A 24,819-nucleotide genomic window follows, 5' to 3' on the forward strand; every position below is an offset into this window, starting at 1 on the left:
AGTTTCTATTTTATTTACTGAAATATCATTTTTTTTATTTCATACTATTTATATTAACTATTTCTATAATATCAATTTGATTTTCTACTTTTTTTAATATATTTATTACTATATTGATAAAACAAAAAAAGTCAGCCTATTGGCTGACTTTTTTAACAAGCTGAAAGCATATCATTTATTATTTATTTGTGTTTTCAAGAAATAATTTTAATATTGTTGCAACTTCAGCTCTTGTTGCTACTCCTTTAGGGTCAAAGCTTCCATCTGTTCTACCATTTAATATACCAGATTTTACCATAAATTCAACACTCTCTACTGCCCAAGGGCTAATCTGTCCATTATCATTAAATGAAACCTCTTTTTCTGTATTCAAATCATATCCTTGAGATTTTATGAAGTTTGAAAACATCACTGCAAGTTGTTCTCTTGTAACATTTGCATTAGGGTTAAATTCTGTTTCAGACACACCGCTTGCAATACCATTTTCTAAAGCCCAGCCAATAAAAGGAGCATAATATTGATTTTGGTCAACATCGCCAAATTTTGTTATAGTATTTCCTTGTGTATTTGCAACTCGTCCGAGAACAGAAACAACCATTGCTCTCGTCATAGGAACATCAGGACTGAAAGAATTTTCAGATGTTCCTGCAAAATACCCTCTTTCTACTACAAACTGAATACTATCAGCAGCCCAATGATTAGATACGTCAACAAAATTATCTACTGATTTGGAAGCATTATTTGCTGTTGTATTATCTGTGTTATTTGTAATATCAGTATTTTCGTTTTTTGTTTGTTCATTTTGATTATTTTGTTCGTTTTGATTATTTTGTTCATTTTTTGTATCTTTGTTACTAGAACTGCTTGAGCCTTTGTTACCACCACTGCTGGAACCTCCTCCAGAGCTAGAGCTGGAATTTCCAGTTTGAGTAAGTGTTACACTTAATGGCTTAGAAGTTACTGTTACTTTATCTTTTCCTTCCCCTTTAGACAATGTAACAGTAAATATAAATTTACCTTTTTGTTTGCTTTTAGCTGGTTCAAAATCTGTAATATCTATGCTATCAATTGTAATATCTTTTAATTTTAAAGCCTCAATTTTTTCTTCTATCCAATTTTTAGCTTCTCTTTCTGTACTTACAGTTTTTCCATTAACACTATAATTTTTAGCACTTATTTTAGCAATCGCATCATTTAATGCAGCTAAATTAGAAGCATTTGCTTTTATATCAATAGTACATATTGCAGAAAGTTCTGTGTGTGATTTTGATTTTGCTGTAACAATAACAGTACCTTGTGCTTTTGCAGTAATTTTAGCAAAAGTAGGTTTTGAATTATCAACAGTTAACTCTGCTAAATTTTCATTATCAATGCTCCATACAATATCTTGTAAAACAGTGCTAGGAATAACTTTCGCTTCTAATTCAAAAGTTTCTCCAACTTCTAATTCTGCACTCGTTTTACTAATTGTAACACTTTGTGGTTTTGTAGTATCTGGCAATGAACTTGTGTTATTTTTATATGTTGCTGTAACTGTTACATCACCCTCTGGCATAGTAAATGAAGTGCTAGACTTTGTAGCAGATGCAAATGTGATATTGCTGTCACTTGTCCATTTATCAAACACTTTTCCTGCTGGTGCTGCATTTGCTTCAATGAGAACTGTATCGCCAGCATCATAGTTGCCACCACCAGTACCATTTTTAACAGTTACAGTATAGTCTTTTGATGGGTCTGGTTTTGAAATATCTTTATATGTGGCTTCAACTGTTACATCACTTTCTGGCATAGTAAATGTAGTACTAGAACTTGTAGCAGATGCAAATGTGATATTGCTGTCACTTGTCCATTTATCAAATACTTTTCCTGCTGGTGCTGCGTCTGCTTTAATAGTAACTGTTTTTCCAGCTGCATATTTACCACTACCAGTACCATTTTTAACAGTTACAGTGTAGTCTTTTGATGGTTCAACTGGTGTTGAAGTATCTTTATATACTGCAGTAATTGTTACATCACCCTCTGGCATAGTAAATGTAGTGCTAGAACTTGTAGCAGATGCAAAAGAACCACCATTATTTGATGTCCATTTCTCAAATACTTTTCCTGTTGGTGCTGCATTTGCTTCAATAGTAACTTCTTCTCCAGCCTCATATTCGCCAGCACCAGTACCGTTTTCAACAGTCAATTTGTAAGTAAAATTTGCATCATAGTATATGTTTTTACCGTCAAAATCTGTAGGTGTCATTTTTCTGATAGTATTCCATTCATTCTCAGTACCACTAAAATAAATATCTTTCAGACTACTGCACTTTACAAATGCTTGCACTCCTATTGTTTTTACACTGTTTGGAATATTTATTTTAGTTAATGAACTACAATTTGAAAATGCAGACTGCTCTATTTGTGTTACACCATTTGGAATAGTGACTTGAGCCAGTCGACCACAAGAAGCGAATGCTTGCTGTCCAATTGTTTCTACACCTTGTGGAATACTTATGCTAGAAAGACTAATACAACTTGTAAACATTCCTGTACTAATACGATCTATTTTTGAGGGAAGTGTCACACTAATCAACCCATGACAGCCTGAAAACATATTATCTCCCACTGTTACTACATTACTACTAGGAGCAAATTTCACACTTTTTAGTTTAAGACATTCAAAAAATGCTCCAGCACTAACGCTTTCAATGCTGGCAGGCAATTCAATAGAGTCGAGCTGTGAACAACCCTGAAATGCTCTCTGACCAATTTGTTTTACACCATCAGAAACATTCACAGAAACAAGACTGCTACAACTACGAAAAGCATCGTCGCTAATCGTTGTCACACTAGAAGGAATTGTTGCAGAAATAAGCGAAGACCCTCTAAAAGCACTATTGCCTATTGTTTTTACACTACTAGGAATAGTCACACTAATTGCTTTACTTCCATAGAAAATATTGTTTCCTATGTTAGTTACACCATCTTCAATTACAATTGATAGTATGTTATCTTTAAATTTGTCCCATGGTTGTCCGTCTAAAGTTTCCCAATCTGGCATAGCTCCATTGCCAGATATAACAAGTTTACCAGATTTTGTTACTTTCCAGTCAAGAGTTCCTAACTTTCCCTCTCCGCCTTCAATCGTTTCGTTGTTCCCAGAGTCATCTGGATTATAGCCTTCTGGATAGCGAGTAACCAAATAAGTAGCCTGTTCTACTTCACTCGCTGACATAGAACGTCCCCAATTGACTGAACTGTTAAAGTTACCCTCTGCAAGTTTCACACCACCATCGCTTACTTGAAGCACAATAACACTGTGGCTATTATTATTTACTCTTAGTACATCTCCTACTTTTACATCTGAAAATTTAAAATCTCCTGTTTTGAACGCTCTCGCCGGCAAATTACCAAATGCCGCATCACTGAGTATAAAAGAAAAAGCTGCACAACCTGAACCAAGTTCTGGTACCATACCTCCAGCGTTTCCTCCATTCCATCTATAGTTTGGGCTGTCTGTACCCGGAATGTTAGTAAGGTCAGTCCATGGGTCACCTTGTTTATAACCTGTTACATTTTGATAAGCAATCATACGATTATAGGCTTCTATAGGAGTAGGAATTTCACCCTCTGCTATTGGTTCAATAAAAGGCTCTGTTGCCATTTTCTTCTGTTCTTCATAAACCTCTTGTTCTGTTGGAATTTGTTGACTAGAAGAATTTTCTTGATTTGTTGTATTTTCTTTTTCTGTTACATTCTCTTCATTAGAAGAATTTTCTTGATTTGTTGTGTTTTCTTCCTCTGTTACATTTTCTTCATTAGAAGAATTTTCTTGCTCTGTTGTGTTTTCTTCCTCTGTTACATTTTCTTCATTAGAAGAATTTTCTTGATTTGTTGTGTCTTGTTCCTCTGTTACATTTTCTTCATTGGAAGAATTTTCTTGATTTGTTGTGTTTTCTTCCTCTGTTGCATTTTCTTCATTGGAAGAATTTTCTTGCTCTGTTGTGTCTTCTTCCTCTGTTACATTTTCTTCATTAGAAGAATTTTCTTGATTTGTTGTGTTTTCTTCCTCTGTTACATTTTCTTCATTAGAAGAATTTTCTTGATTTGTTGTGTTTTCTTCCTCTGTTGCATTTTCTTCATTAGAAGAATTTTCTTGCTCTGTTGTGTTTTCTTCTTCTGTTACATTTTCTTCACTGTAAGAATTTTCTTGCTCTGTTGTGTTTTCTTCCTTTGTTACATTTTCTTCACTGTAAGAATTTTCTTGATTTGTTGTATCTTCTTGTGAAGCGTGTACTTTTGGTATATCTGATGAGAGCAAACACGTAGCCAAAAAAAGTGCAAATACTTGTTGTTTCAATTTTAAATAACCCCCTATCTATTCAGTTTAATATAAAATATTAGAGTTCTATTATTTTAATTACTATATTTATTACTATATATTGTATAGACAACCAACATTTTATATTTCAATTTCCATTATAATCTACTTCTTTCTAAATGTCCACGTTGGCTTAAAAGTTTTTATATATATTATAAAATTAAAAAATTGCGATTATAATTTTCTATTTTTTATTTTACAATACATTACAAAACAGATTGTTTGCTATTCTTTTTCATTTATATATAACAATACCACTATCATTTGACAGCGGTATTGTTATTTGTTTATTGATTTATACATTTTTCATTTTATTGCTTTTATTGTTACTTAAAATATCTGTCAAAAAAATTGTAATAGTATAAACTTCATTATAACTATCTACATACCAATAAAAGAAATATATTCCTCAATAGACATTAGTGGCATATTTAAAGCTATTTTTGTATCATTTGTAATATTTCCTTGTGAAACCATTTCTTTCCCTGCTTGTTCTACACTTTGCAGCCAATTATGAACTATATTTTGTGCAAGCGGAGATTTACTTTTAAGCAATTTACCACAATTTCTATAAATTTCAAGTGACGGATTACAACAAGAAAAAACAGCTTTCATAATATCGAAATTATTTTCTCCTGGAAATCCACAATTAGATAAAACAACAAATTTTTGTGTTTTAGTATGTTCATTTTTAAGGTCAAAGTGCCCTTGTTTTTCTACAATTTGAGGACACTTTAATGGAGCAAGACGGTCTACAAAATTTTTTAACAAAGCAGTCATGTTCCAAGTATATACTGGTGTAGCAAAACAAATAATATCGGATTGTTGGTAGTATTTTAAAAGTTGTTCCATATCGTCATGTAGTCTACATTTTCCAGGTGTTGAAAACCAACAGTAAAAACAACCCTGACATTGTGTAATATGATATTCTTTTAAATAGATATTTTTTGTTACTGCTCCAGCTTGTGATGCTCCTTTTAAAAAAGAAGTTGCAATGACATTTGTTGCACTATTTTCCCCCGCAGGACTTCCATTAAATACTGTTACTTTCATAAATATCTTCCTTTCTAAATCTTTTTACAAAATAATCCATGATGGTTACAATACCAGAAAAAAATTCCCTGTCCTCGACTTAAAAATCTTGCCTCAATATTTCCTTCTGGATATAATTTTACTATTTCAAAATGATTATCAGTGCAATATGCTATAAATGAAATATAATGTGTTTTTGTCATATCATGTTTAGCTGATAAAAAATATTCATTTTCTATTATTTCACAATTTAATTGATGTTCATTGTCAGCAATTTCTGCTTCTAATGGTGGTAAAGTTATGCCACAGCAGGAAATTAAAGCAATTCCTGTAGAGTGAAAAATATTACCACATATTGGACAAACATACAAATTTGACTTTAAAATATTTGCTGAACGATTTTTATTGATAATCAATTCACCAGATAATAATTCTGGTACAGACACCTGTAATACACTAGCCAAAGGCTCAATTAAAGAAATATCTGGAAGTCCTCGACCTGTTTCCCACTTTGATATTGTTTTATCACTGACGCACAATTTTGTTGCTAATTGAGATTGTGTCATATGCTGCTTTTCTCTAAGTGTTTTAATTGTAGTACCTGTAATATAATGCTTCATTTTTTATTCAACCCCCTTTAGTAACACAATACCATTCAGAAACAAAAACTACAACCTACCAATCGTAGAGTTATATTTTATAAATTTGTTATTAGAATTACTATTTTTCAAATAAAAAAAAGAACTCGTAACATACAAAATTTACTCGTTCTTTTTCATTCATTATAATATATTATTTTTTTATTGGAATAATCACTTTTGTAATATGGTCATCTTCATTTGAAACGTCTACAGGCGAAATGATATATTCTTCAGAAATTGGCCCTATAATAATATAATTATTTTGATTTAACCATTTAATTGCTTTAATATGCGTTTGAATAATATCTTCATTTCTGCCAATATGCAATGCTGTTACTGCAGTAAAACCTCCAAACATTTTTGACATAGGAGAGTCAATTTTTTCATTTACTTGAATACTGATTTCTAAATCACAATCATTTTGATAAAACTGTTCTAAAGGTTTATTATGGTATGTTAGAATAAAAGAGCCTGTTACACGTAATTTTTGACATGTTACCATTTCAAACAATTCAAACCATCTGTCAACAGAAACATCGCTATTTCTATAATTTTTTTTAATACTTCTTGTAAACATAACAGGAATTTTTTGTATTTCTTCAATTTGTATACTTTCTGTTGTCCAACCATCTTGCCTCGCTTCTAAAAGGTTATAACCTTTTTCTAAACGTTCTAGTAAAAGTTCTCCTTCTGCATACTGGTCATTTAATGACTCAATGGTTTTATTGATTTCATACAATCGTTGCTGTATACATTCTTTCATGATATTCATATCTTTTTGAGATACAATTTTTTTAATTTCTTTTAAAGGAACATTCAATAAACGAAGTTTATAAATAATAAATATCGTTAAAATTTGCTCATGAGTATAATAACGATATTTATTATCCTTTCGATATTCTGGTACTAGCAAACCAATTTTATCGTAATAACGTAACGTTTTTACGGAAATATTGCATAATTTAGATACTTCGCCTATCAAATATGTTTTTTTCTGTTGTGCCATATCACTTCTCCCTTTCTATTAAAATTCAATCCTTGAACTTGTATTATATCATGAAAGGTTGTTTAAAATAATATTAAATCACATTTTTATATTTTAATTGTTCTACATCTAGCTTTTGATAACCAATTTGTTCCAATATAGCAGTATTATCTTCTCCCAAAATAGGAGCAGCTTTTTGAGGCATATCTATTTCACCATGAATTTTAATAGGAGTGCCAGGAATACGAATTTCTTGTTCCATACCAGGTTGATATACTTTCCATAACATATTTCTTTCCTTTGTTTGAGGGTGCTCTGCTGCTTGAGGAATGCTTAAAATCTCACCAAAAGGAATAGACAATCCAGAAATAATTTCTTCTAATTCTTTTACTGTTTTTGTTGTAGTCCATTGTTCTATAATTGGTTTTAATTCTTTATAATTTTCACATCGTAGCAAATTTGTTACAAAACGAGGATCATCAATTAAATCTTCTCTATTCATAGCACCACAAAGAGCAGCATACATTTTATCAGTTCCACAGCCCATAACAAAATCTCCATCTTTTCCTTTGAAAGAGTCAAAAGGAGCAATAGAAGGGTCTTGATTTCCTGCACGATGTGGTGTTTTTCCTTCAACAGTATATTCTACAACAAAGTTTTCCATAACAGAAAATAAAGTATCCATCATAGAAACATCAATGCGACGTCCAAAACCTGTTTTTTCTCTTTCATACAGTGCCATTAAAATACCCATACAAAGATAAGCACCACTATAATTATCTCCTACAGAAGGACCTATTTTACAAGGAGGACCATCTTCAAATCCAGTTACACTCATCATTCCGCTCATTGCTTGTGCAACAATATCATAAGCAGGACGCATAGATAACTCTCCTGTTAAACCAAATCCGCTTATAGAACCATATATAATACGAGGATTAATTTCTTTCATTTTTTCATAAGAAAATCCTAAACGTTCTAATACACCTACTTTATAATTTTCACAAACAACATCTGCTGTTTTGAGCAATTCTGTAAAAATTTGTTTTCCTTCTTCTGTTTTTAAATTTAAAGTCATTCCTTTTTTGTTACGATTGATATAAGCATAATATCCACTATACCCATTTTTCATAGGACCCCAATTACGAGTTTGGTCGCCTTTTTGTGGAGTTTCAATTTTAATAACTTCTGCACCATGGTCTGCTAAATTCATTGTACAAAATGGTCCACTATATGCTTGTGTTAAGTCAAGAACACGAATTCCTTCTAAAGGTCTTTTCATAAGTCATTCCTCCCCTATTTTTAGAAAAATTTTAGGAAAAAGAAGGAGCGTTTGTGCTCCTTCTCAAACTACCAAAATTTATAAAAAGATTTTTATTTACATTAACATAATTATTCTCCTGGGTGTTTTCTATCCATGAAAGTACTTTCTTGAGGACCTCTTTGGTCTTTTTTCGCAATAAACAAGCTTCCTGTTGCTCTACCACAAAGTACTGGAGGTTCACAAGCTGTTGCTGCTGTACCAGGTGTTGCTACGCCACTTAAATCAGCATCTGTTCTATCTAATTGTGTAGCAACTTTCCATGCCTCAAATTTACAAGTATAAGATTGATTTCCTACTTTTTCAATCCAGCCATGATATTCCATGAAGTCACCTACATATACAGGTGCTAAAAATTCAATATTTTCATATCCTAAAAACAAGCTGATGTCACCATCTACATAAACCATAAGCTCCGTGCCAACATCGCCCCATTGATTTACAATTCTTGCACCATTTACTAAACCACCTACATAATGTGCATCTTTTGCACTCATCATTAAATGATGTACCACTTTTTTACCTACCATAATAATAATTCCTCCTTATCATTTTATAATCATAGATAGCGAAACTTTTGTTTTGCTTTAATATGATTTTATTTGTTCCATCAAAAGGAATGTCAATAATGAGTTTTAATTTTTTTATAAAATTTTTAAAAGAAATATTTCAAAAACTCTAGTAAGGGGAGGGTTTTAAAATTATATTTGCTCAATAAAAATAGGCGATATTTTCGCCTATTTTATTAAAGTATTATAAAATTTGATATTATTTTATTTAAAAATAACACTATATTGTTTCTCATTTCATAATATTATTGGGAGAGTTTTTTTAACGTGCCGTTAATTTTTTTTATTTGCCGGAATTTTAATACGTTGTTCTACAGTACCAATTGCATTAGAAGGACATACCAATTTACAAAGATGACAGCCCACACATTTACTTCCGTTCAGTTTTGGAATTTTAGTACTGGTGTCAAAATCAATTGCCTGATGACCACCATCATAACAAGAAATATAACAACGACCACAACCTACACATTTTTCTAAATCAAAAGCAGGGAATAAACAAGTAAATCTTTCTACTTCTGGAGGAGCAACAACTGTATTTTTTGCACCACCTATCAAATCAGATACTCTTTGTATTCCTTTTTCTCCCATATAACGTTTTAATCCGTCTAACATATCCTCTATTACACGATAACCATATTCCATAACAGAAGTAGTTACTTGAAGGCTTTCTGCACCCAAAAGTAAAAACTCTAATCCATCATGCCATGTTTCAATACCTCCCATACCACTAATAGGAAGTTCTAATTCACTATCATTTGCCATATCACAAATAAAACGTAAAGCAATCGGTTTTACAGCAACACCAGAATATCCACCAATCATAGAACGTCCATTTACAGCAGGCTCTGCAACACACTCTTTCAAATCTACGCCGGTAATACTGCGAATAGTATTAATTGCAGCAATGCCATCTGCACCACCTCTTTTTGCTGCACGAGCAAATGGTACCATATCTGCAACATTAGGTGTCATTTTTGCTAATACTGGCAATTTTGTGCCTTTTTTTGTCGCTCTTGTAAAACGTTCAATAAGTTCTTCATCTTGACCAATTGTAATACCAATATCAGAATTTTCTAAATTTGGACAGGAAAAATTACATTCTATAACATCAACGCCTGCTTGTTCACACGCTTTTGCAATAGATGTCCATTCTTCTTCATTTCGTCCCATAATAGATGCAACAATTATTTTTGTAGGGAAATCTTTTTTCAATTGACTCAAAATTTTCATATCTTCTTCAACCGTATTATGAGATAACTCTTCAATATTTTTAAAACCATAAAAAGAACCATTTTGTTTTTTTGTTGCAGAAAAACGAGGAGAACAGTCATTTTGTTCAAAATCTTGTATCGTTTTAAAAACAATACCTGCCCACCCCATTTTTAATGCTTTTGCACACATTTCATAATTGCTTGCTACAACGGAAGAAGAAAGTAAAAATGGATTTTCTAGTTTTACACCACAAATAGAAGCACTTAAATCAATATTTTTATAAGAAATAATTTTTTCATTTTTTGCATCTTTTTCTAAAGCAGTCATCACATTTTTAATTGCGACAGAATGTGATTTTTTTCCTTTTACACATGCTCTTTCACAAGGAGCATCACAATTATTACAGCTTTCACTCATTTTTAATACAGCACCATCTATATTATCAAAATACAAACTACGTATAATATCTCCAACAGAAATCCCTTTTGGACAGGCTTTTGTACAGGCAGGTTCATGACAAAGTAAACAACGAGCTACTTCAGACATATCTACAGTTTTGTTTAAAATCATAATTTCTTCCTCCTTTAATTTTACTGATTATTATTTTTTTAAAAAATGCCATTGCAGAAAACAGCCTCTTTTCCACAATGGCAAGCAGTATTTATATTTGAAAAATGATATTCATTTATTTAAGCATCTATGTTTTGGTTTTGTTCTTTGTTAAATATTTTTCGTAAAATATTTGCTCCTTGTTCACAAAGAAATCCTACAAAAACGCCTAAAAGTAGTGATGGCAATATTACAAAATTGATACCATTACAACAAGAGAGTACTCCTTCATATATAAAATCTCCCATTGCTGCAAACGTAGTAAAACAGCCAAAAAATATTCCCGGAACATAGCTCCATAAATTCCACTTACTTACTGCAACTGCAACATAAGACAATATTGCACTGAATATGGAAGCAATAATTGCAGAATTTGCAGTATTAAATATATTTCCTGCTATTACACAAGCTGATGACAATATAAAACCTGTAATAATACAAATTAAAGTTTTTGTCAAAGACTTTGTACCCCCTCCAGCAGGACAGGCAAAAAATGCAGTACAACCACCAAATCCACCCCAGCCGAGCATACCAATAATAGGTGCAATAAAGTTCCAAATGCCACAAACAATACCTGTAGAAAGACTAATTGCAACAACAGATGTCATAAGCTATCCTCCTTATTTATATCAGTTGAATAGATAAATTATAATTCATATTAAAGAATTTGGCCTTTTCCACGTTTTACAAATTTGCCATAGCCTTCTTCTCCCACAAATTCACCATTTTCTGCTATAACTTTACCGCGACAGATTGTCATTACTGGATAACCGTCAAGTTGTTCTCCATCAAAAGTAGTATAGTCAACATTTTCATGAAGCATATCCACATTTACAGTAACTTTTTTGTTTGGGTCATACAAAAATAAATCTGCATCACTTCCTACTGCAATTGTTCCTTTTTGAGGATACATACCAAATACCTTTGCAGGATTTGTAGCAGTAACTTCTACAATTTTTTCATAAGTTAAACCATGTTTTGGTCCATGAGAAAGCATAATTGGCATTCTTAATTCAATGCCTGGTGCACCATTTGGTATTTTTGTAAAATCATCAATGCCCAATTTTTTCTGTTCCATAAAAAATGGACAATGGTCTGTTGCAACTGTTTGCAATACACCTTCTTTAATAGATTTCCAAATATAGTCCCAATTTTTTTTATCTCTCAAAGGAGGAGACATAACGTATTTAGAGCCAGCAAAATTTGGTTCTTCATAATCATCAATAGAACGAATTAAGTATTGTGGGCAAGTTTCTCCCATTACTTTTACACCACGCTCACGAGCAGATTTAATTTCAGAAATAGATTCTTCACAACTGTTATGCACAATAAATAAAGGGGCATCTGCCATTTCTGCCAAACGGATTGCTCTATTTGCAGCTTCTCCTTCACAGGCAGCAGGGCGAGATATAGGGTGATATTTTGGTTCAATTTTGCCTTCTGTTAAAAGTTTTTCTGTTAAATATTTTATAACATAATAATTTTCACAGTGTACTCCTATTGTTGCACCACATTTTGCAGCATTTTCTAGAATTTCTATAAATTCGCCATCTTCTACTCTCATACCATCATATACCATATATACTTTAAAACTAGAATATCCCTTTTCTACCATAATAGGCATTTCTTTGATAGTATTTTCATTGACATCAGTAATAGCTATATGGAATGCGTAATCAATGCAGGCTTTGTTGTCTGCTTTTTCATGCCATATTTTTGCTGCTTCTGAAAGGCTTTTTCCTTGAGGTTGTACAGAATAATCAACTATTGTTGTTGTACCACCACAAGCTGCTGCCTTTGTTCCAGTAATAAAGTCATCACTGGAAAATGTGCCGCCAAAAGGCATATCTAAATGGGTATGTCCATCAATACCGCCAGGAAATACAAATTTGTTTGCTGCATCTATTACTTTATCAGCATCATCATGTAAATTAACTGCGATTTCTGCAATTTTGCTATCAATAATACCAATATCCCCTTTATAGCGGTCAGATGCTGTTACAATCATACCATTTTTTATTATCATATCAAATTTGCTCATATATCATACCTCCTTATTTTTGCTTTGCATTTTTAATCAGTTGCTTTATCTGCTTTTAATACAGCATTTAACATAACAGATGCACCATCTGTACATTGTTGTGCTGAAGTATGTTCTACTTCACAATGGGAAAGCCCTTTATCAGAAGGAACAAATATCATTGTAGTAGGAAGCATATAAGAAATATATTGTGCATCGTGTCCTGCACCAGAGTTAATATCCATATGAGAAATACCTAATTCTTCTACTGCTTCTCTTACATAACCAACTAATTCTTTATTCCAATAAACAGTATCTCTATTCCAACCTAAAACAACCTCACATTTGCAGCCTTTCCATTCTCTTTTTGGCAATGTTGCAAGAATTTCACGAACTTTATTTAATACATCAGGATTTTCATGCCTTACATCAATAGAGAAATCAAAAAAGTCAGGAATAACTGTATTTACACAAGGGTGAATTACAACTTCACCTGTTGTATACACTAAATCTTCATATCCTAATTTATCAATTTCTTCATGCAAATAACACAATGCTTCTGCAGCAGCATGAAAAGCGTCATGTCTTTTTTTCATAGGGAATGTTCCTGCATGAGCAGCAAAACCATAAAATTTTACTCTATAAATCATTTGTCCTAATACACAAGTTACTACACCAATATTTTTATTTGCATCTTCAAGAATAGGTCCTTGTTCAATATGCAATTCAAATAATGCTTTATATTTATCTGGTGACATTCTATTTGAAATATCACCTTTGTATTTGAAATTTTCTAATTTTTTGCCAAATGTCATTTCAGGGTCTAATATAGATTTTGATGCCATCATTTTATTGTATTCAAAGTTATCTTTAAAACGCTCTGGCATATAATCATGTGCTAAAATACCAGAACACATCATACAAGGGGGAAATTCAGAACCTTCTTCATTTGTAAAAATCATAGCAGTAAGTGGATGTACATGAGGTATATTTTCTTTCACTACAGTTTCTAACACTTCCATAGCACCCATAACACCTAATATACCATCATAGTTACCACCATTTTTTACAGAATCACAATGAGAGCCCATAACAATTCTCTTTGCATTAGGGTCAGAGCCAGCAATTGTAGCATAAATATTTGCTAAATCATCTGTTTCAATACTTGCACCAATTGCTGTCATTCTCTTAACAAATTCATCTCTTGCTTGTATGGCTTCTTCAGAAAGAGAATATCTAGTAATACCACCATGACCTGCATCGCCAAATTGCGAAAAAGTTTTAATTTTATCTTCCATTCTTTTTACATCACATTTATACATTTTTATCTCTCCTTTTCTATTTTATTTTTGGAGCAAAAATACAAAATAATTAACATATTGTGTGTATATAAAAATGTCTTCGATATTTGTTTTAATATACTTATGTTTTATTAAAAATATGGATTGATTTTAAATATTGGATAATTTTTTAAAAAAAGGAGAATAATTACTTCTTTTTTTTAAATTCCTTAGTAAAAAATTACTCACCTGGGTGTTTTCTATCCATAAAAGAAGACTCCTGAGGACCTCTTTGGTCTTTTTTCGCAATAAACAAGCTTCCTGTTGCTCTACCACAAAGTACTGGAGGTTCACAAGCTGTTGCTGCTGTACTAGGTGTTGCTACGCCACTTAAATCTGCATCTGTTCTATCTAATTGTGTAGCAACTTTCCATGCTTCAAATTTACAAGTATAAGATTGATTTCCTACTTTTTCAATCCAACCATGATATTCCATGAAGTCACCTACATATACAGGTGCTAAAAATTCTACTTTTTCATATCCTAAAAATAAACTGATGTCGCCATCTACATAAACCATAAGCTCCGTACCAACGTCGCCCCATTGGTCAACTATTCTTGCTCCATTTACTAAACCACCTACATAATGTGCATCTTTTGCACTCATCATTAAATGATGTACTACTTTTTTTCCTACCATAATATTTCCTCCTCTATACTAAATAAATTAAATTTTTTTAATTGATTACATTTTATTTCGTACAGTAAGAGGAGTGTCAACAAATATTTTTGATTTTTTTGTTGTTTTTTAGAAAAAAATTTTTATTACATTCTACCAAGGGAAGGGTTTTTTCATTTCACTTTAGCAATATACTAAACTTCTATTTTTTTGATTTATATCATTATTTATTATTTTTTTACATTATTATTTTTTAAATTATTATGTAAAATCAAATAGATTATAATAGTAATTTTATTTTAATATATAAAAATAATAGTAATGTTTTATATTTTATACTGTCCCCTTACTAGAATGTTAATTTTATATAAAGCGTTATATTATAAATGAAACAACAAAAAAGTCAAAGGAAATCCCTTGACTTTTTTAATACTTTGCTATTTATTCATTTTCTTCCAACAGTTCTATTTCAAATCCATCACTAATAATAAACTCACGAAGCAAATTGTCAACTTTAACATTGACTTTAGGTGGTATAATTTTTGTTTTCTCTATCTTTTCAAAGTATTCTTTTGCTTTGGCTTTATCTACCGTTTTTTTCAAATCATCATAGCGACCGAACTCATTGATATTATTAGAGTTTAATTGCAAACTCATTATATTTTTTAGTTTTGTTTCATCAACACCTAAAGCAACAGTTACTCTATGAATTTGTTCATTCTTTGCCCTTAACAAATACTCCATAATATAATCCTGAAGTGTTTTTCCTTCTGTCACAGATACATCTCCTGTTTGTATATCATGAAGAAATATATTAGCATATTTCTGTTCTTCTTGTGATAATGTAGCAAATGTTTTATGAAGCTCTGCTTCAGCCTGTTCAACGTTTTCTGCAAAAGCCCCTTCAAGTTTTAACAATTTCATATACTTCTCAAAACGAGAATTCATATAATCTGCATCTATCAAATCAGTATCTATTTCAGTGATATATCCAGCAATATCATAAGCAACTTCATCTCCTGTTCCATCACCATCACTATCATATAATTCTTTGTATCTCATAACCAATACGAAATAGCTTTTTTGGTCAAAATCTATTTCAATCGTTTCACCAGTTTTTTCATCAATATAACTATTATTTTCCCATTTAAACCCTTGTATTTTTGCTGCTTCTAAATATGAGTTAAACTCTTTAAAATCTTTTGAAAATTTTCTGCATACTGATACATCATCTGGAAGTTTTTCAAAATTTTGTATATTCGCATTAGAGAATAACTCAGAAATATCTTCAAATAGCTCATTCATCTTATTCAAATTTTCTGTAAGATGTTGAACAAACAAACCTAGAGGTTTATCTCCTGAATATAGCTTAACTGCAGCAGATATGTTTCTTTCCATTGTATGAGGTTTTCTATAATATCGAATAGTACCAAAAGGCTTATCATGTCCAAATAGTCGATTTGTGCGTGAAAATGCCTGAATAATATTTTCATACAAAAGTATTTTATCTATGTACAATGTATTAATCCATTTGGAGTCAAAACCTGTAAGCATTTGGTCAACAACTATGAGAATGTCAATTTGTTTTTCAGTTTCATTTTCAATTCTTTCATAAGGCTTTTTATGTGCTAATCTAGCTGCAATATCTTTTTTCATTTTTGCAAATTTTGGAATAGTAAAGTCTTGATTGTATCTAGCATTATAATCATCAATTATTTCAGCAAGTCCATCTTCTTTAAATTTAATACCATCACAATTATCAATATTAGCATCAAATACAGAGGTTACTTTTAAGTCAGGTTTCATTTGTTTTATCATGCGATAATAATTTATAGCTTCATGTATGCTATTTGTTGCAAAAATAGCATGAAATTTGCCATTATGGCTTAAAGTAACCCAATTTTCCAATATATCTTTTACTACAGTAGAAGTATGCTCTTTTGTCTTATACTGTGCATTAGGGATAAAATCCTCAATGCCTTTGATATATTTTCCAGATTTATCAAAATGTCCTGCCATACTAATTTGACTTGCGTCCATATATTTGTAATATATTTTGCTTTTTTCAGCATCAGAAATAGCTTCTTGCTCATTTTGTGCTTTCGCTTTTTCCAATGCTATAACTTTGCGAACATCTCTATCTCTAAATGTCAAAACCTTATAGGGGTCAAAACCAAGAACATTTTTATCACGAATACCATCTGCTATACTGTATCTGTGTAACTCATTTCCAAACACAGTAGTTGTTGTATTCTTTTTCTTTTGATTTTCTTCTTGAATAGGAGTTCCTGTAAAACCGAAAAATATTGCTTTTGTAAAAGTCTTTTTAATTGTGATTAACATATCTCCAAAAGTCGAACGATGTGCCTCGTCAACAATAAAAACAATACGCTTTTCATTCATACGCTCAATGTCATCTGCTTTGAGTCCATCAGCTTCATATTTGATATTACTCATTTTTTGTATAGAAGTGACAATAAGCGTATCAGATGGGTTAGTACTTTTTAATTTCGTAATTAAAACACCTGTATTTTCTGTTGCTTGAACATCTTCATTTTCATCAGCAAAACCACGATATTCTTTTAATGATTGCGTACCGAGTTCAATTCTATCCATCAAAAAAATAACTTTGTCAGCATCTTTAGAACTTGCAATTAACTGTGCAGATTTAAAACTGGTCATTGTTTTACCCGAACCAGTAGTATGCCATATATAACCACCGAGCTGATTTCCAGCTTCCCATTTTGTTTTAGAAACCTTATCAGAAATAGCATTTGCTGCAAAATACTGATAGCTACGCATAACCTTCAATGTACCATCAGAGGCATCTGCAACAGTATAAAAACCAATAAGCTGATGAGCCATAGGAATAGATAACAATGTAGAGGCAATTTTATCCCATTCATTTATAGGTTCGTTGTTAAAATCTGCCCAATGGAAATAATAATCCGAATTAAATTTACCATCAGTACCAGGATTGGCAAAATAAACTGTTTCGTTAGGTTCCATTGCCACAAAAATCTGAATCAATGAGAACAATCCGCTAAAAACTCCTTCATGAGAGTATTTTTCAATTTGATGATATGCCTGACTTACTGGAATACCACTTTTTTTCAATTCAATATGAATTACTGGCATACCATTGATAAGTAACATCAAATCTCCACGACGGCTATTTAACATTTTAGACTTAGTAGAAAATTTAGGTTGCTGAACAATTTGATAGCGGCTTTGACCAGCAGCAATTTCACGACGGTCATAAATTTTTAAACTAACTTCTTTCCCTAGATGAAGCTCATCATCAGTATTATCTCTCACAATAGAAACACTTTTCCCATTTATAAAACCGTTTAATTTCAATGGTGTACGCAACTTTTTAATTTGTTCTAAAATTTGTTGCATTTCGCTATCTGTAAGAGGATAATCATTTAAACGGTCAATGCCTCTATTATTCTCGAAAAGAATATTTGCCCAATTTTGTAACAAATCTTGTTCAGAACAATTTTTTAGTACTTCTTTTTCCCAGCCTTTTTCAGACAGCATTTTAATCAAAGCCTCTTCAAAGTCTGACTCCTTATTAAAAATCAATGTGATTTCCCCCTTACTTTATATAAAATTTAATCCGTTTGCTCAAATAAACATTTTTTCAATATACGCTTTTTTAATGTCTTTCAGTTTCTCTAATTTATGCTTATGAAGTGTGATAAGGTTATTAAGGTTACTGAAATACGTGCTGATTTGTTTCTGTTCTTGATAGCTTGGAATAGATAAATCAAAATCAGATAATGCTTCCTTTGTTATTGTTTTGATTGTTCCTCCTGGAGCTTTTCGAGCTTCATCTATAAACTTTTGCTTTATTATATATGCCCAAAATGTATTATCAATTTCTTCCTTATATTCTTCAAAAATTAGTACTGTTCTATCCACAAAAGCCCCATATTGTGTGATTGCAACACGTCCAATGCTTCCTTGTAAAGTAACCAACACCGAATTTTTCTCTGCAAATACACTCATAGGTTGAGCTAATTTACTTATTTTTTGTTTGGTATCTTCCACTAAATTCATTTCATCAGATACATCAGCAACTTGAACAAATGGCATTGCACCATCGCCATCATACCATTCACTTTTTCCGTATGGTTGAGGGAAAGAACCTCGCCTATAATTTGCCACTTCTTCTAACTTACGCTGTTGCCAATTATCAGAAAACCCTTTAAAACGAATTTCTGGCACACTTGAACCCTTTTTTGGAAACATTTTCTCTAGCATTGATTTTTTGATATTGGTCAATTTGTCGTACTTACGCTTATAAAGTGTGATAATATCATCTAATTTTAAAAGCATATTTCCAATTTGTTTCTGTTCTTCTTCACATGGTGCTAAAAAACTATACACATTTAACTCATCTCTATTGATTTTTGGTATACCTGAACGCTTAGATACAGATATTGAATAATTGAAAAAATCTCTCGTTTGTAATATAGCATAAAGGTATTGTTGAACTATTCCATTCTTAGCATTTAGAACATACGCATCTGCACTCGTAAGCCCTTCAAACTTTGCAAGTATATACTTGCAAAGTTGTGGATTGATTTTTCCATATATAATATCTCCATTATAAAAATGGAATTTTCCGCTAATTAAGTTTTCATATTTTACAAGTTTAATATTATCATATAACTGTCCTGTAAACGACTCAATATTACCTGGTGCAACGTGTGGGAGTTCATCGTATTTTCTAGTATTAGGGTCAACCATTTCAGTCGAAATATCAACAGTATCTGACCACTTATATCGTTGCCAATCTTCTTTAAAACCAGCAAATCTAAGCTGTGGTTTTACACCTTTTTTTATCACTTTATGTACCTCCTAGCAGTTTTTTAAATTTTCCCTATTCCTTTTCAGACAGTATTTCAATCAAAACTGCTTTTTAAAAAACAATTATTTACTCAAACAAACATTTTTTCAATACACGTTTTTTTGATATTTTTCAGTTTTTCTAACTTACGCTCATGAAGTGTTATAATAGTATCAATATTGCGAAAATATGAGCCAATCTTTTGTTCTTCCACAAGTGTTTTAGGAAGAGATATTTCATATTTTGAAAGTTGTGGTATAGTAAGTTGAGGGACTCCTGTAGACTCTACAACAATTTTCAAAGTGTTTATGGCATTTTCCAAAAAGAAAACATCATGATTTGATTTCAATGATAAAAGTCTTACAACAGGCGTAAAATTAACATTTCTTACTTTTGCGTGTCCAACATATCCACGACCTGTTACTGTAACAGCAGGTGCTTCAACTCTATATTTCGTATCATAGTAACCAACTATTCCATCTTTTGTAATAGCATTTGCTATAACTGGAAAACGGCCTTTTTCACGGATTAAATTATTATCAATGTCACCACCTGCAACTATTTCTGTCACTACCTCCTCCAACTTATATCGTTCCCAATTATCAGAAAACCCTTTAAAACGAATTTCTGGCACATCTGAACCTTTTTTTGGAAACATCTTTTTTAGCATTGACTTTTTGATATTAATCAATTTGTCATATTTATGCTGATGAAGTATAATAATGTTATCTAGTTGTTCAAAAAATAAGCCTATTTGTTTCTGTTCCTTTTCACTTGGTAATGCAATTTTTATATTGCCCACTTGCTCCAATGACAAATTTAGTTGTGCACCTATTGTTGGATTTTTCCTGATAAAATCTGCAACTGCTTTACTTTTAAGATATGTTTTTATATATTTCAAACAGCCACTTTTAATACGTATAATGGCTAATGCTTGATTGATATTTGCAGGTAAAATGTTTGATTTTACTGATGTTACTCTACCAAGTGTACCAGCTATTGAAAATAAAATATCATTTTCTTTAAGCTGAGAACGGCGTAAATTTCCCTCATGTTCTTCATGTGATATTTTTTGTGTTATTGTTATTTCACCTGATGAATTGTCAATACTTTCAATTTTTACAAAATTGACTGTACCATTATTACTTTTGCATAAAGGCGTTGTTCCCTTAGTAATAAGTGATGTAATTTCTTCTAAATTTTGCCACTTCCAATCTTCTTCAAAACCAGCAAATCTAATATGAGGTTTCACCTCTTTTTTTGTCACTTTATGTACCTCCTAGCAGTTTCTTAAATTTTCCCTATTTCTTTTTCAGACAGTATTTCAATTAAAACTGCTTTTTTAAAAACAATCTATTTATTCAAATAAACATCTTTTCAATACACGCTTTTTTAATGTCTTTTAGTTTTTCTAATTTATACTTATGAAGTGTGATAAGGTCATTTACTTTTTGAATAAAGGCAGCAATCTTCTGCTGTTCTTTAATTGACGGAACTGGAACAACTAACTCACAATAATCTCCCAAATTGTAATTTGTTCTCCCATCACCAGTAGAAATTCCTACTGCCCATTTCTTATGCTTATCAGTGTTGAGAAATGAACAAAGATAATTTGAATTAATTATTTCACTATCTGGACGAGTTACTATAGTCGCAAAACCTATTGATTTTGCTTCATTTTGAGTGATTACAGCGGAAGTACCAACATCTCCTGTATGTACTGTAATTATATCACCAAGCTGATGCATTCGGGATTCATTTTTCTGTGCAAATGACTTTTCTAAATATATCGGACTATCTCCAAACTCAAATCTTCCGTCTTTAATGTCTGAATTTCTTATAAGTAGAGTACCCTCATCAGTATAGTGTTTAGTCATAGTTGTAACTAAGCCAATATATATTTTCGCAATTTCAGTAACCTTACGTTGCTCCCAATTATCAGAAAATCCTTTAAAACGAATTTCTGGCACATCTGAACCCTTTTTCGGAAACATTTTTTCTAGCATTGATTTTTTGATATTGGTCAATTTGTCGTACTTACGCTGATGAAGTGTAATAATGTTATCTAGTTGCTCGAAATACTGTCCTATCAGTTTTTGTTCTACTTTAGTTGGCATAACAATTGGAAAATCAACAAGTATGTTTTGATTGAGGTGTTTTATAGTACCACCAGTAGCTTTTTTATCTACATACTTCATTAAAAACGGTGCTTTTAAGTATTGAAATAGATACTTACTGTCCACTTCATCTTTATTTCTTATTTCTACATTAAATACTCCAGCATTTAGTGTTGCGGGCATTGATAACCCTTGAACGTAAGCTACCTTTCCAAGTGTTCCATCTTTTGTAATTAAAATGCTTCCATTTTTTACTTGAATATGTTTATCTTGTTCATATCGTTCTTGTTCTACATAATGACAAGTAGAATAATTTATTATTCCATCTTCAAAATCTGTTCCAGTAATAAGCATATATTCTCCACTATTCAGAAATTCCGATGTTCTTAGATTTTGCCACCCAATTCTTGCGTGCATTGTCGTAATCTCATCTAATTTACATCGTTGCCAATCTTCCTCAAAACCAGCAAATCTAATTTGAGGTTTTACCTCTTTTTTTGTCACTTTATATACCTCCCAGCAGTTTTTTAAACTCTGCAAGTCCAAGCATATCATATTCATTACCTTCAATATCATCAATCATTTTTGCAAGAGTTGCTTCAGTATCTGCAATTTGTTTTTCTATTTCAGCAAATGTCGTTTCATATTTTTTAGCAATAGCATCAAGTTTTGATACCAGCTCATTTACAATACTATCAGGCAGTTTCATAATATTATGAATAAGCGATTTTACCCATTTTTCTTTTAGAAGCTCAATCACCTGTTCATCAGAAAGTTCTTCTATTGTTTTTTTTGTTTTATTTTCAAGCAGTATAATTTCTTTTTTAATTGTAGCTTTCAGTTCTTTTTCCTCAGTATTAAGATCTAACACTTTATTTAGTTTTTGTTTTGTTTCTGGTTCAATGTCATCTGATTTCAATACTTTTTTAATCTCTGAATTTATAAAACCGTCCTCACTTACATAGCTACCTTCTTTTTCTTCTTCTGTAAGAGAATTAAACAGCTCCTCATATTCAGAAGCAATTTCTGTAACACGGTTTTCTTTTGATTTCAACGCATTTTTATCATCTATAAGAAGTGTATTTTGAATTAAATCAAAAGGCATAATTCGACCTATCCAACCCTCCTGCACTTCTTGCTCTTTTCCATTCTTTTTTTTCAAAACTATATTAGGGTCAACTTTTTTTGTCGCTTCAAAGCCCTCTGTTTGTATAATTTCCAAATCAACAGCAATTTTTGTCCATTCATCGTCAAGTAATTGATACACTTCATATTTATCAACTAACGGAATATTTTTTAAACGCTCGAATATATTTGCTGAAAACATATCTTCTGCTTTAGAAATATTTAGAGTATTCATATTGTCAATAAGTTCATGATATAAATAATCATCAAAACCTAAAAAAGTAGCTCTATAGTTTTGTTCAAATAATAAAACATCTTGTTGTTGTTTTATGACTTTTTTTACATCATCAACTATTAAATTACAATAATCAGAAGATATGTTTTCAAATAATGTAGTTCTCAATTTTGGGAATGCACTCCAATATGCCTTAAGTTCATCTATTTCAGAAAGTGGAAGCCCACCAAACATAGAAGCATATATGTCCCAAGACTCAGCAGCTTCAGATGAGTCAACATATCTTGGAATATTCAAATTATAATTATTTTTTCTTATTTCATCTCTACTAACAACTTTTGAGAACTTTTCAACACTTTTACGTTGTGTTACTACATCTACTATTTTCTTAATATCAGAAGCACGAAGTTTATTATTTTTTCCTACTTTTACAAAACCTTTTGAAGCATCAACAATAATAATATCTGTATTGAAACGCTTCTGTTTTAATACTATAATAACAGTCGGAATACCTGTTCCAAAAAATATATTCGCTGGCAAACCAATAATAGCATCGATATGGTTTTGTTCAATAAGGCCTTTACGAATTTCGCCTTCTTCACCACCACGAAACAATACACCATGTGGGAGAACAATTGTCATAATACCATCACTCTTAATATGAAAAAGGTCATGTAACAAAAAAGCATAATCAGCTTTTCCTTTTGGTGCAAGTCCAAAACGAGCATATCGAGGGTCAGTTTCTTTATCTGTGGCATTCCAAACCTGAGAATAGGGCGGATTTGATACTACTGCATCTACATATAATGGGTCATAAGTACCCACTGGGTCATTTTCATCAAAATATGGCCAATCGTCTTCTAATGTATCCCCATTACGAGTTACAATATTGTCCGGTAAAATGCCTCTCATAACCAAATTCATTCTGGTAAGGTTATATGTATTTTGTTTTAATTCTTGAGCATAGTATTTTATGTTATTTTCATTTTCTATAAATTTCGCTACACTTTTACCAATATTAATAAGTAACGAACCTGAGCCACTTGTAGGGTCATATATTTTTATTTCTGTTCTATCTTTTAAATGGTCAGCTACAATCTCAGACATAAGTAATGAAACTTCATGAGGAGTATAAAACTCTCCTGCTTTTTTTCCTGCATTCGCTGCAAACATACTAATAAGATATTCATATATAAAACCAATAATATCATAGTCTTGTTTTCCGTCCATTGGAATGTCTTTAATTAAATAAATAAGGTCCCTAATTGCTTTTGATTGAGAAGCAGAACTATCTCCTAATTTGGATAATCCAGTTTGCAAAGTATCAAATACTCCATCAAATACTTTTTTGTGTGTAACGTTAATGAAACGATTAAAAGCAGAAAGAGCATCGCGAACATCTTGAACACTAAAATCTTTCCCTTTTATAAGCCAAGTAGAAAACAAATTTTCATAAGAAATAAAATAACCTAAATTTTTTTGAACACTTTCAACTATTTCAGTATCTTCCTCTACTAGTTCAGTAATATATTCATCTGTCCAATCATTTTCTTTAAGATACTTCACTTCTTTTTCTGAAAGAAATTTATAAAATATAAAACCTAAAATGTAATCTTTGTAATCATTTGCTTCTATTTTAGAACGCATTTTATTTGCAGACTCCCAAATTTTTGCTGCTAGCTGTTGTTTATTCATAATTTCCCTCCGATTATATCCATATTATTTATTTTATTCAATTTATTTATACTATGCTAATTGACGTATACTAAT

General features: G+C 31.4%; 16 protein-coding genes. All 16 read right to left on the reverse strand.

The genetic code is table 11. From position 1 onward, the window contains the following. Positions 1–178 precede the first annotated feature (178 nt). Positions 179–4,342, reverse strand: a complete 4,164-nt coding sequence (locus tag C820_RS12005; protein ID WP_162213021.1) for a leucine-rich repeat protein — start codon at positions 4,340–4,342, stop codon at positions 179–181. A gap of 402 nt (positions 4,343–4,744) precedes the next feature. After that, positions 4,745–5,416 carry a flavodoxin family protein gene (locus tag C820_RS12010; RefSeq protein WP_004033475.1) on the reverse strand — a complete coding sequence of 224 codons (672 nt, stop codon included), beginning with the start codon at positions 5,414–5,416 and terminating at the stop codon, positions 4,745–4,747. 14 nt (positions 5,417–5,430) lie between these two features. Continuing rightward, positions 5,431–6,015, reverse strand: a complete 585-nt coding sequence (locus C820_RS12015) for a helix-turn-helix domain-containing protein (protein ID WP_004033472.1) — start codon at positions 6,013–6,015, stop codon at positions 5,431–5,433. A gap of 172 nt (positions 6,016–6,187) precedes the next feature. Then, positions 6,188–7,042 carry a MerR family transcriptional regulator gene (locus tag C820_RS12020; RefSeq protein WP_004033471.1) on the reverse strand — a complete coding sequence of 285 codons (855 nt, stop codon included), beginning with the start codon at positions 7,040–7,042 and terminating at the stop codon, positions 6,188–6,190. Positions 7,043–7,115: 73 nt separating this feature from the next. Continuing rightward, positions 7,116–8,303 carry a CaiB/BaiF CoA transferase family protein gene (locus C820_RS12025; protein WP_004033468.1) on the reverse strand — a complete coding sequence of 396 codons (1,188 nt, stop codon included), beginning with the start codon at positions 8,301–8,303 and terminating at the stop codon, positions 7,116–7,118. Positions 8,304–8,413: 110 nt separating this feature from the next. Continuing rightward, entirely contained in the window at positions 8,414–8,872 is a 459-nt protein-coding gene (locus C820_RS12030; protein WP_004033467.1) for a hotdog fold domain-containing protein, read from the reverse strand. 312 nt (positions 8,873–9,184) lie between these two features. Then, positions 9,185–10,696, reverse strand: a complete 1,512-nt coding sequence (gene preA, locus C820_RS12035; protein WP_004033460.1) for an NAD-dependent dihydropyrimidine dehydrogenase subunit PreA — start codon at positions 10,694–10,696, stop codon at positions 9,185–9,187. Positions 10,697–10,815: 119 nt separating this feature from the next. Beyond that, entirely contained in the window at positions 10,816–11,343 is a 528-nt protein-coding gene (locus C820_RS12040; protein WP_004033458.1) for a DUF1097 domain-containing protein, read from the reverse strand. A 50-nt stretch (positions 11,344–11,393) separates the two neighbouring features. Further along, complete coding sequence (hydA, locus tag C820_RS12045) at positions 11,394–12,776, reverse strand: dihydropyrimidinase (RefSeq protein ID WP_004033456.1); 1,383 nt, start codon at positions 12,774–12,776, stop codon at positions 11,394–11,396. A 32-nt stretch (positions 12,777–12,808) separates the two neighbouring features. Next, entirely contained in the window at positions 12,809–14,077 is a 1,269-nt protein-coding gene (locus tag C820_RS12050) for a Zn-dependent hydrolase (RefSeq protein WP_004033455.1), read from the reverse strand. A 199-nt stretch (positions 14,078–14,276) separates the two neighbouring features. After that, the gene (locus tag C820_RS12055) at positions 14,277–14,735 is read right to left on the reverse strand and encodes a hotdog fold domain-containing protein (protein WP_004033453.1); all 459 of its coding nucleotides are present in this window, start codon (positions 14,733–14,735) and stop codon (positions 14,277–14,279) included. Between the two features lie 420 nt (positions 14,736–15,155). After that, a complete protein-coding gene (locus C820_RS12060) occupies positions 15,156–18,302 on the reverse strand; it encodes a type I restriction endonuclease subunit R (RefSeq protein ID WP_004033451.1) in 3,147 nt (1,048 codons plus the stop codon). A 42-nt stretch (positions 18,303–18,344) separates the two neighbouring features. Beyond that, entirely contained in the window at positions 18,345–19,571 is a 1,227-nt protein-coding gene (locus C820_RS12065; RefSeq protein WP_004033448.1) for a restriction endonuclease subunit S, read from the reverse strand. A 92-nt stretch (positions 19,572–19,663) separates the two neighbouring features. Further along, complete coding sequence (locus tag C820_RS12070; protein WP_004033447.1) at positions 19,664–20,839, reverse strand: restriction endonuclease subunit S; 1,176 nt, start codon at positions 20,837–20,839, stop codon at positions 19,664–19,666. A 94-nt stretch (positions 20,840–20,933) separates the two neighbouring features. Then, positions 20,934–22,193, reverse strand: coding sequence for a restriction endonuclease subunit S (locus C820_RS12075; RefSeq protein ID WP_004033446.1), 1,260 nt, complete (start codon positions 22,191–22,193; stop codon positions 20,934–20,936). A 1-nt stretch (position 22,194) separates the two neighbouring features. Next, complete coding sequence (locus C820_RS12080) at positions 22,195–24,744, reverse strand: type I restriction-modification system subunit M (protein WP_004033445.1); 2,550 nt, start codon at positions 24,742–24,744, stop codon at positions 22,195–22,197. Positions 24,745–24,819 lie beyond the last annotated feature (75 nt).

Origin of the sequence: Clostridium sp. MD294, assembly GCF_000364165.2 — a bacterium.
Lineage (GTDB): Bacteria > Bacillota > Clostridia > Lachnospirales > Anaerotignaceae > Coprocola.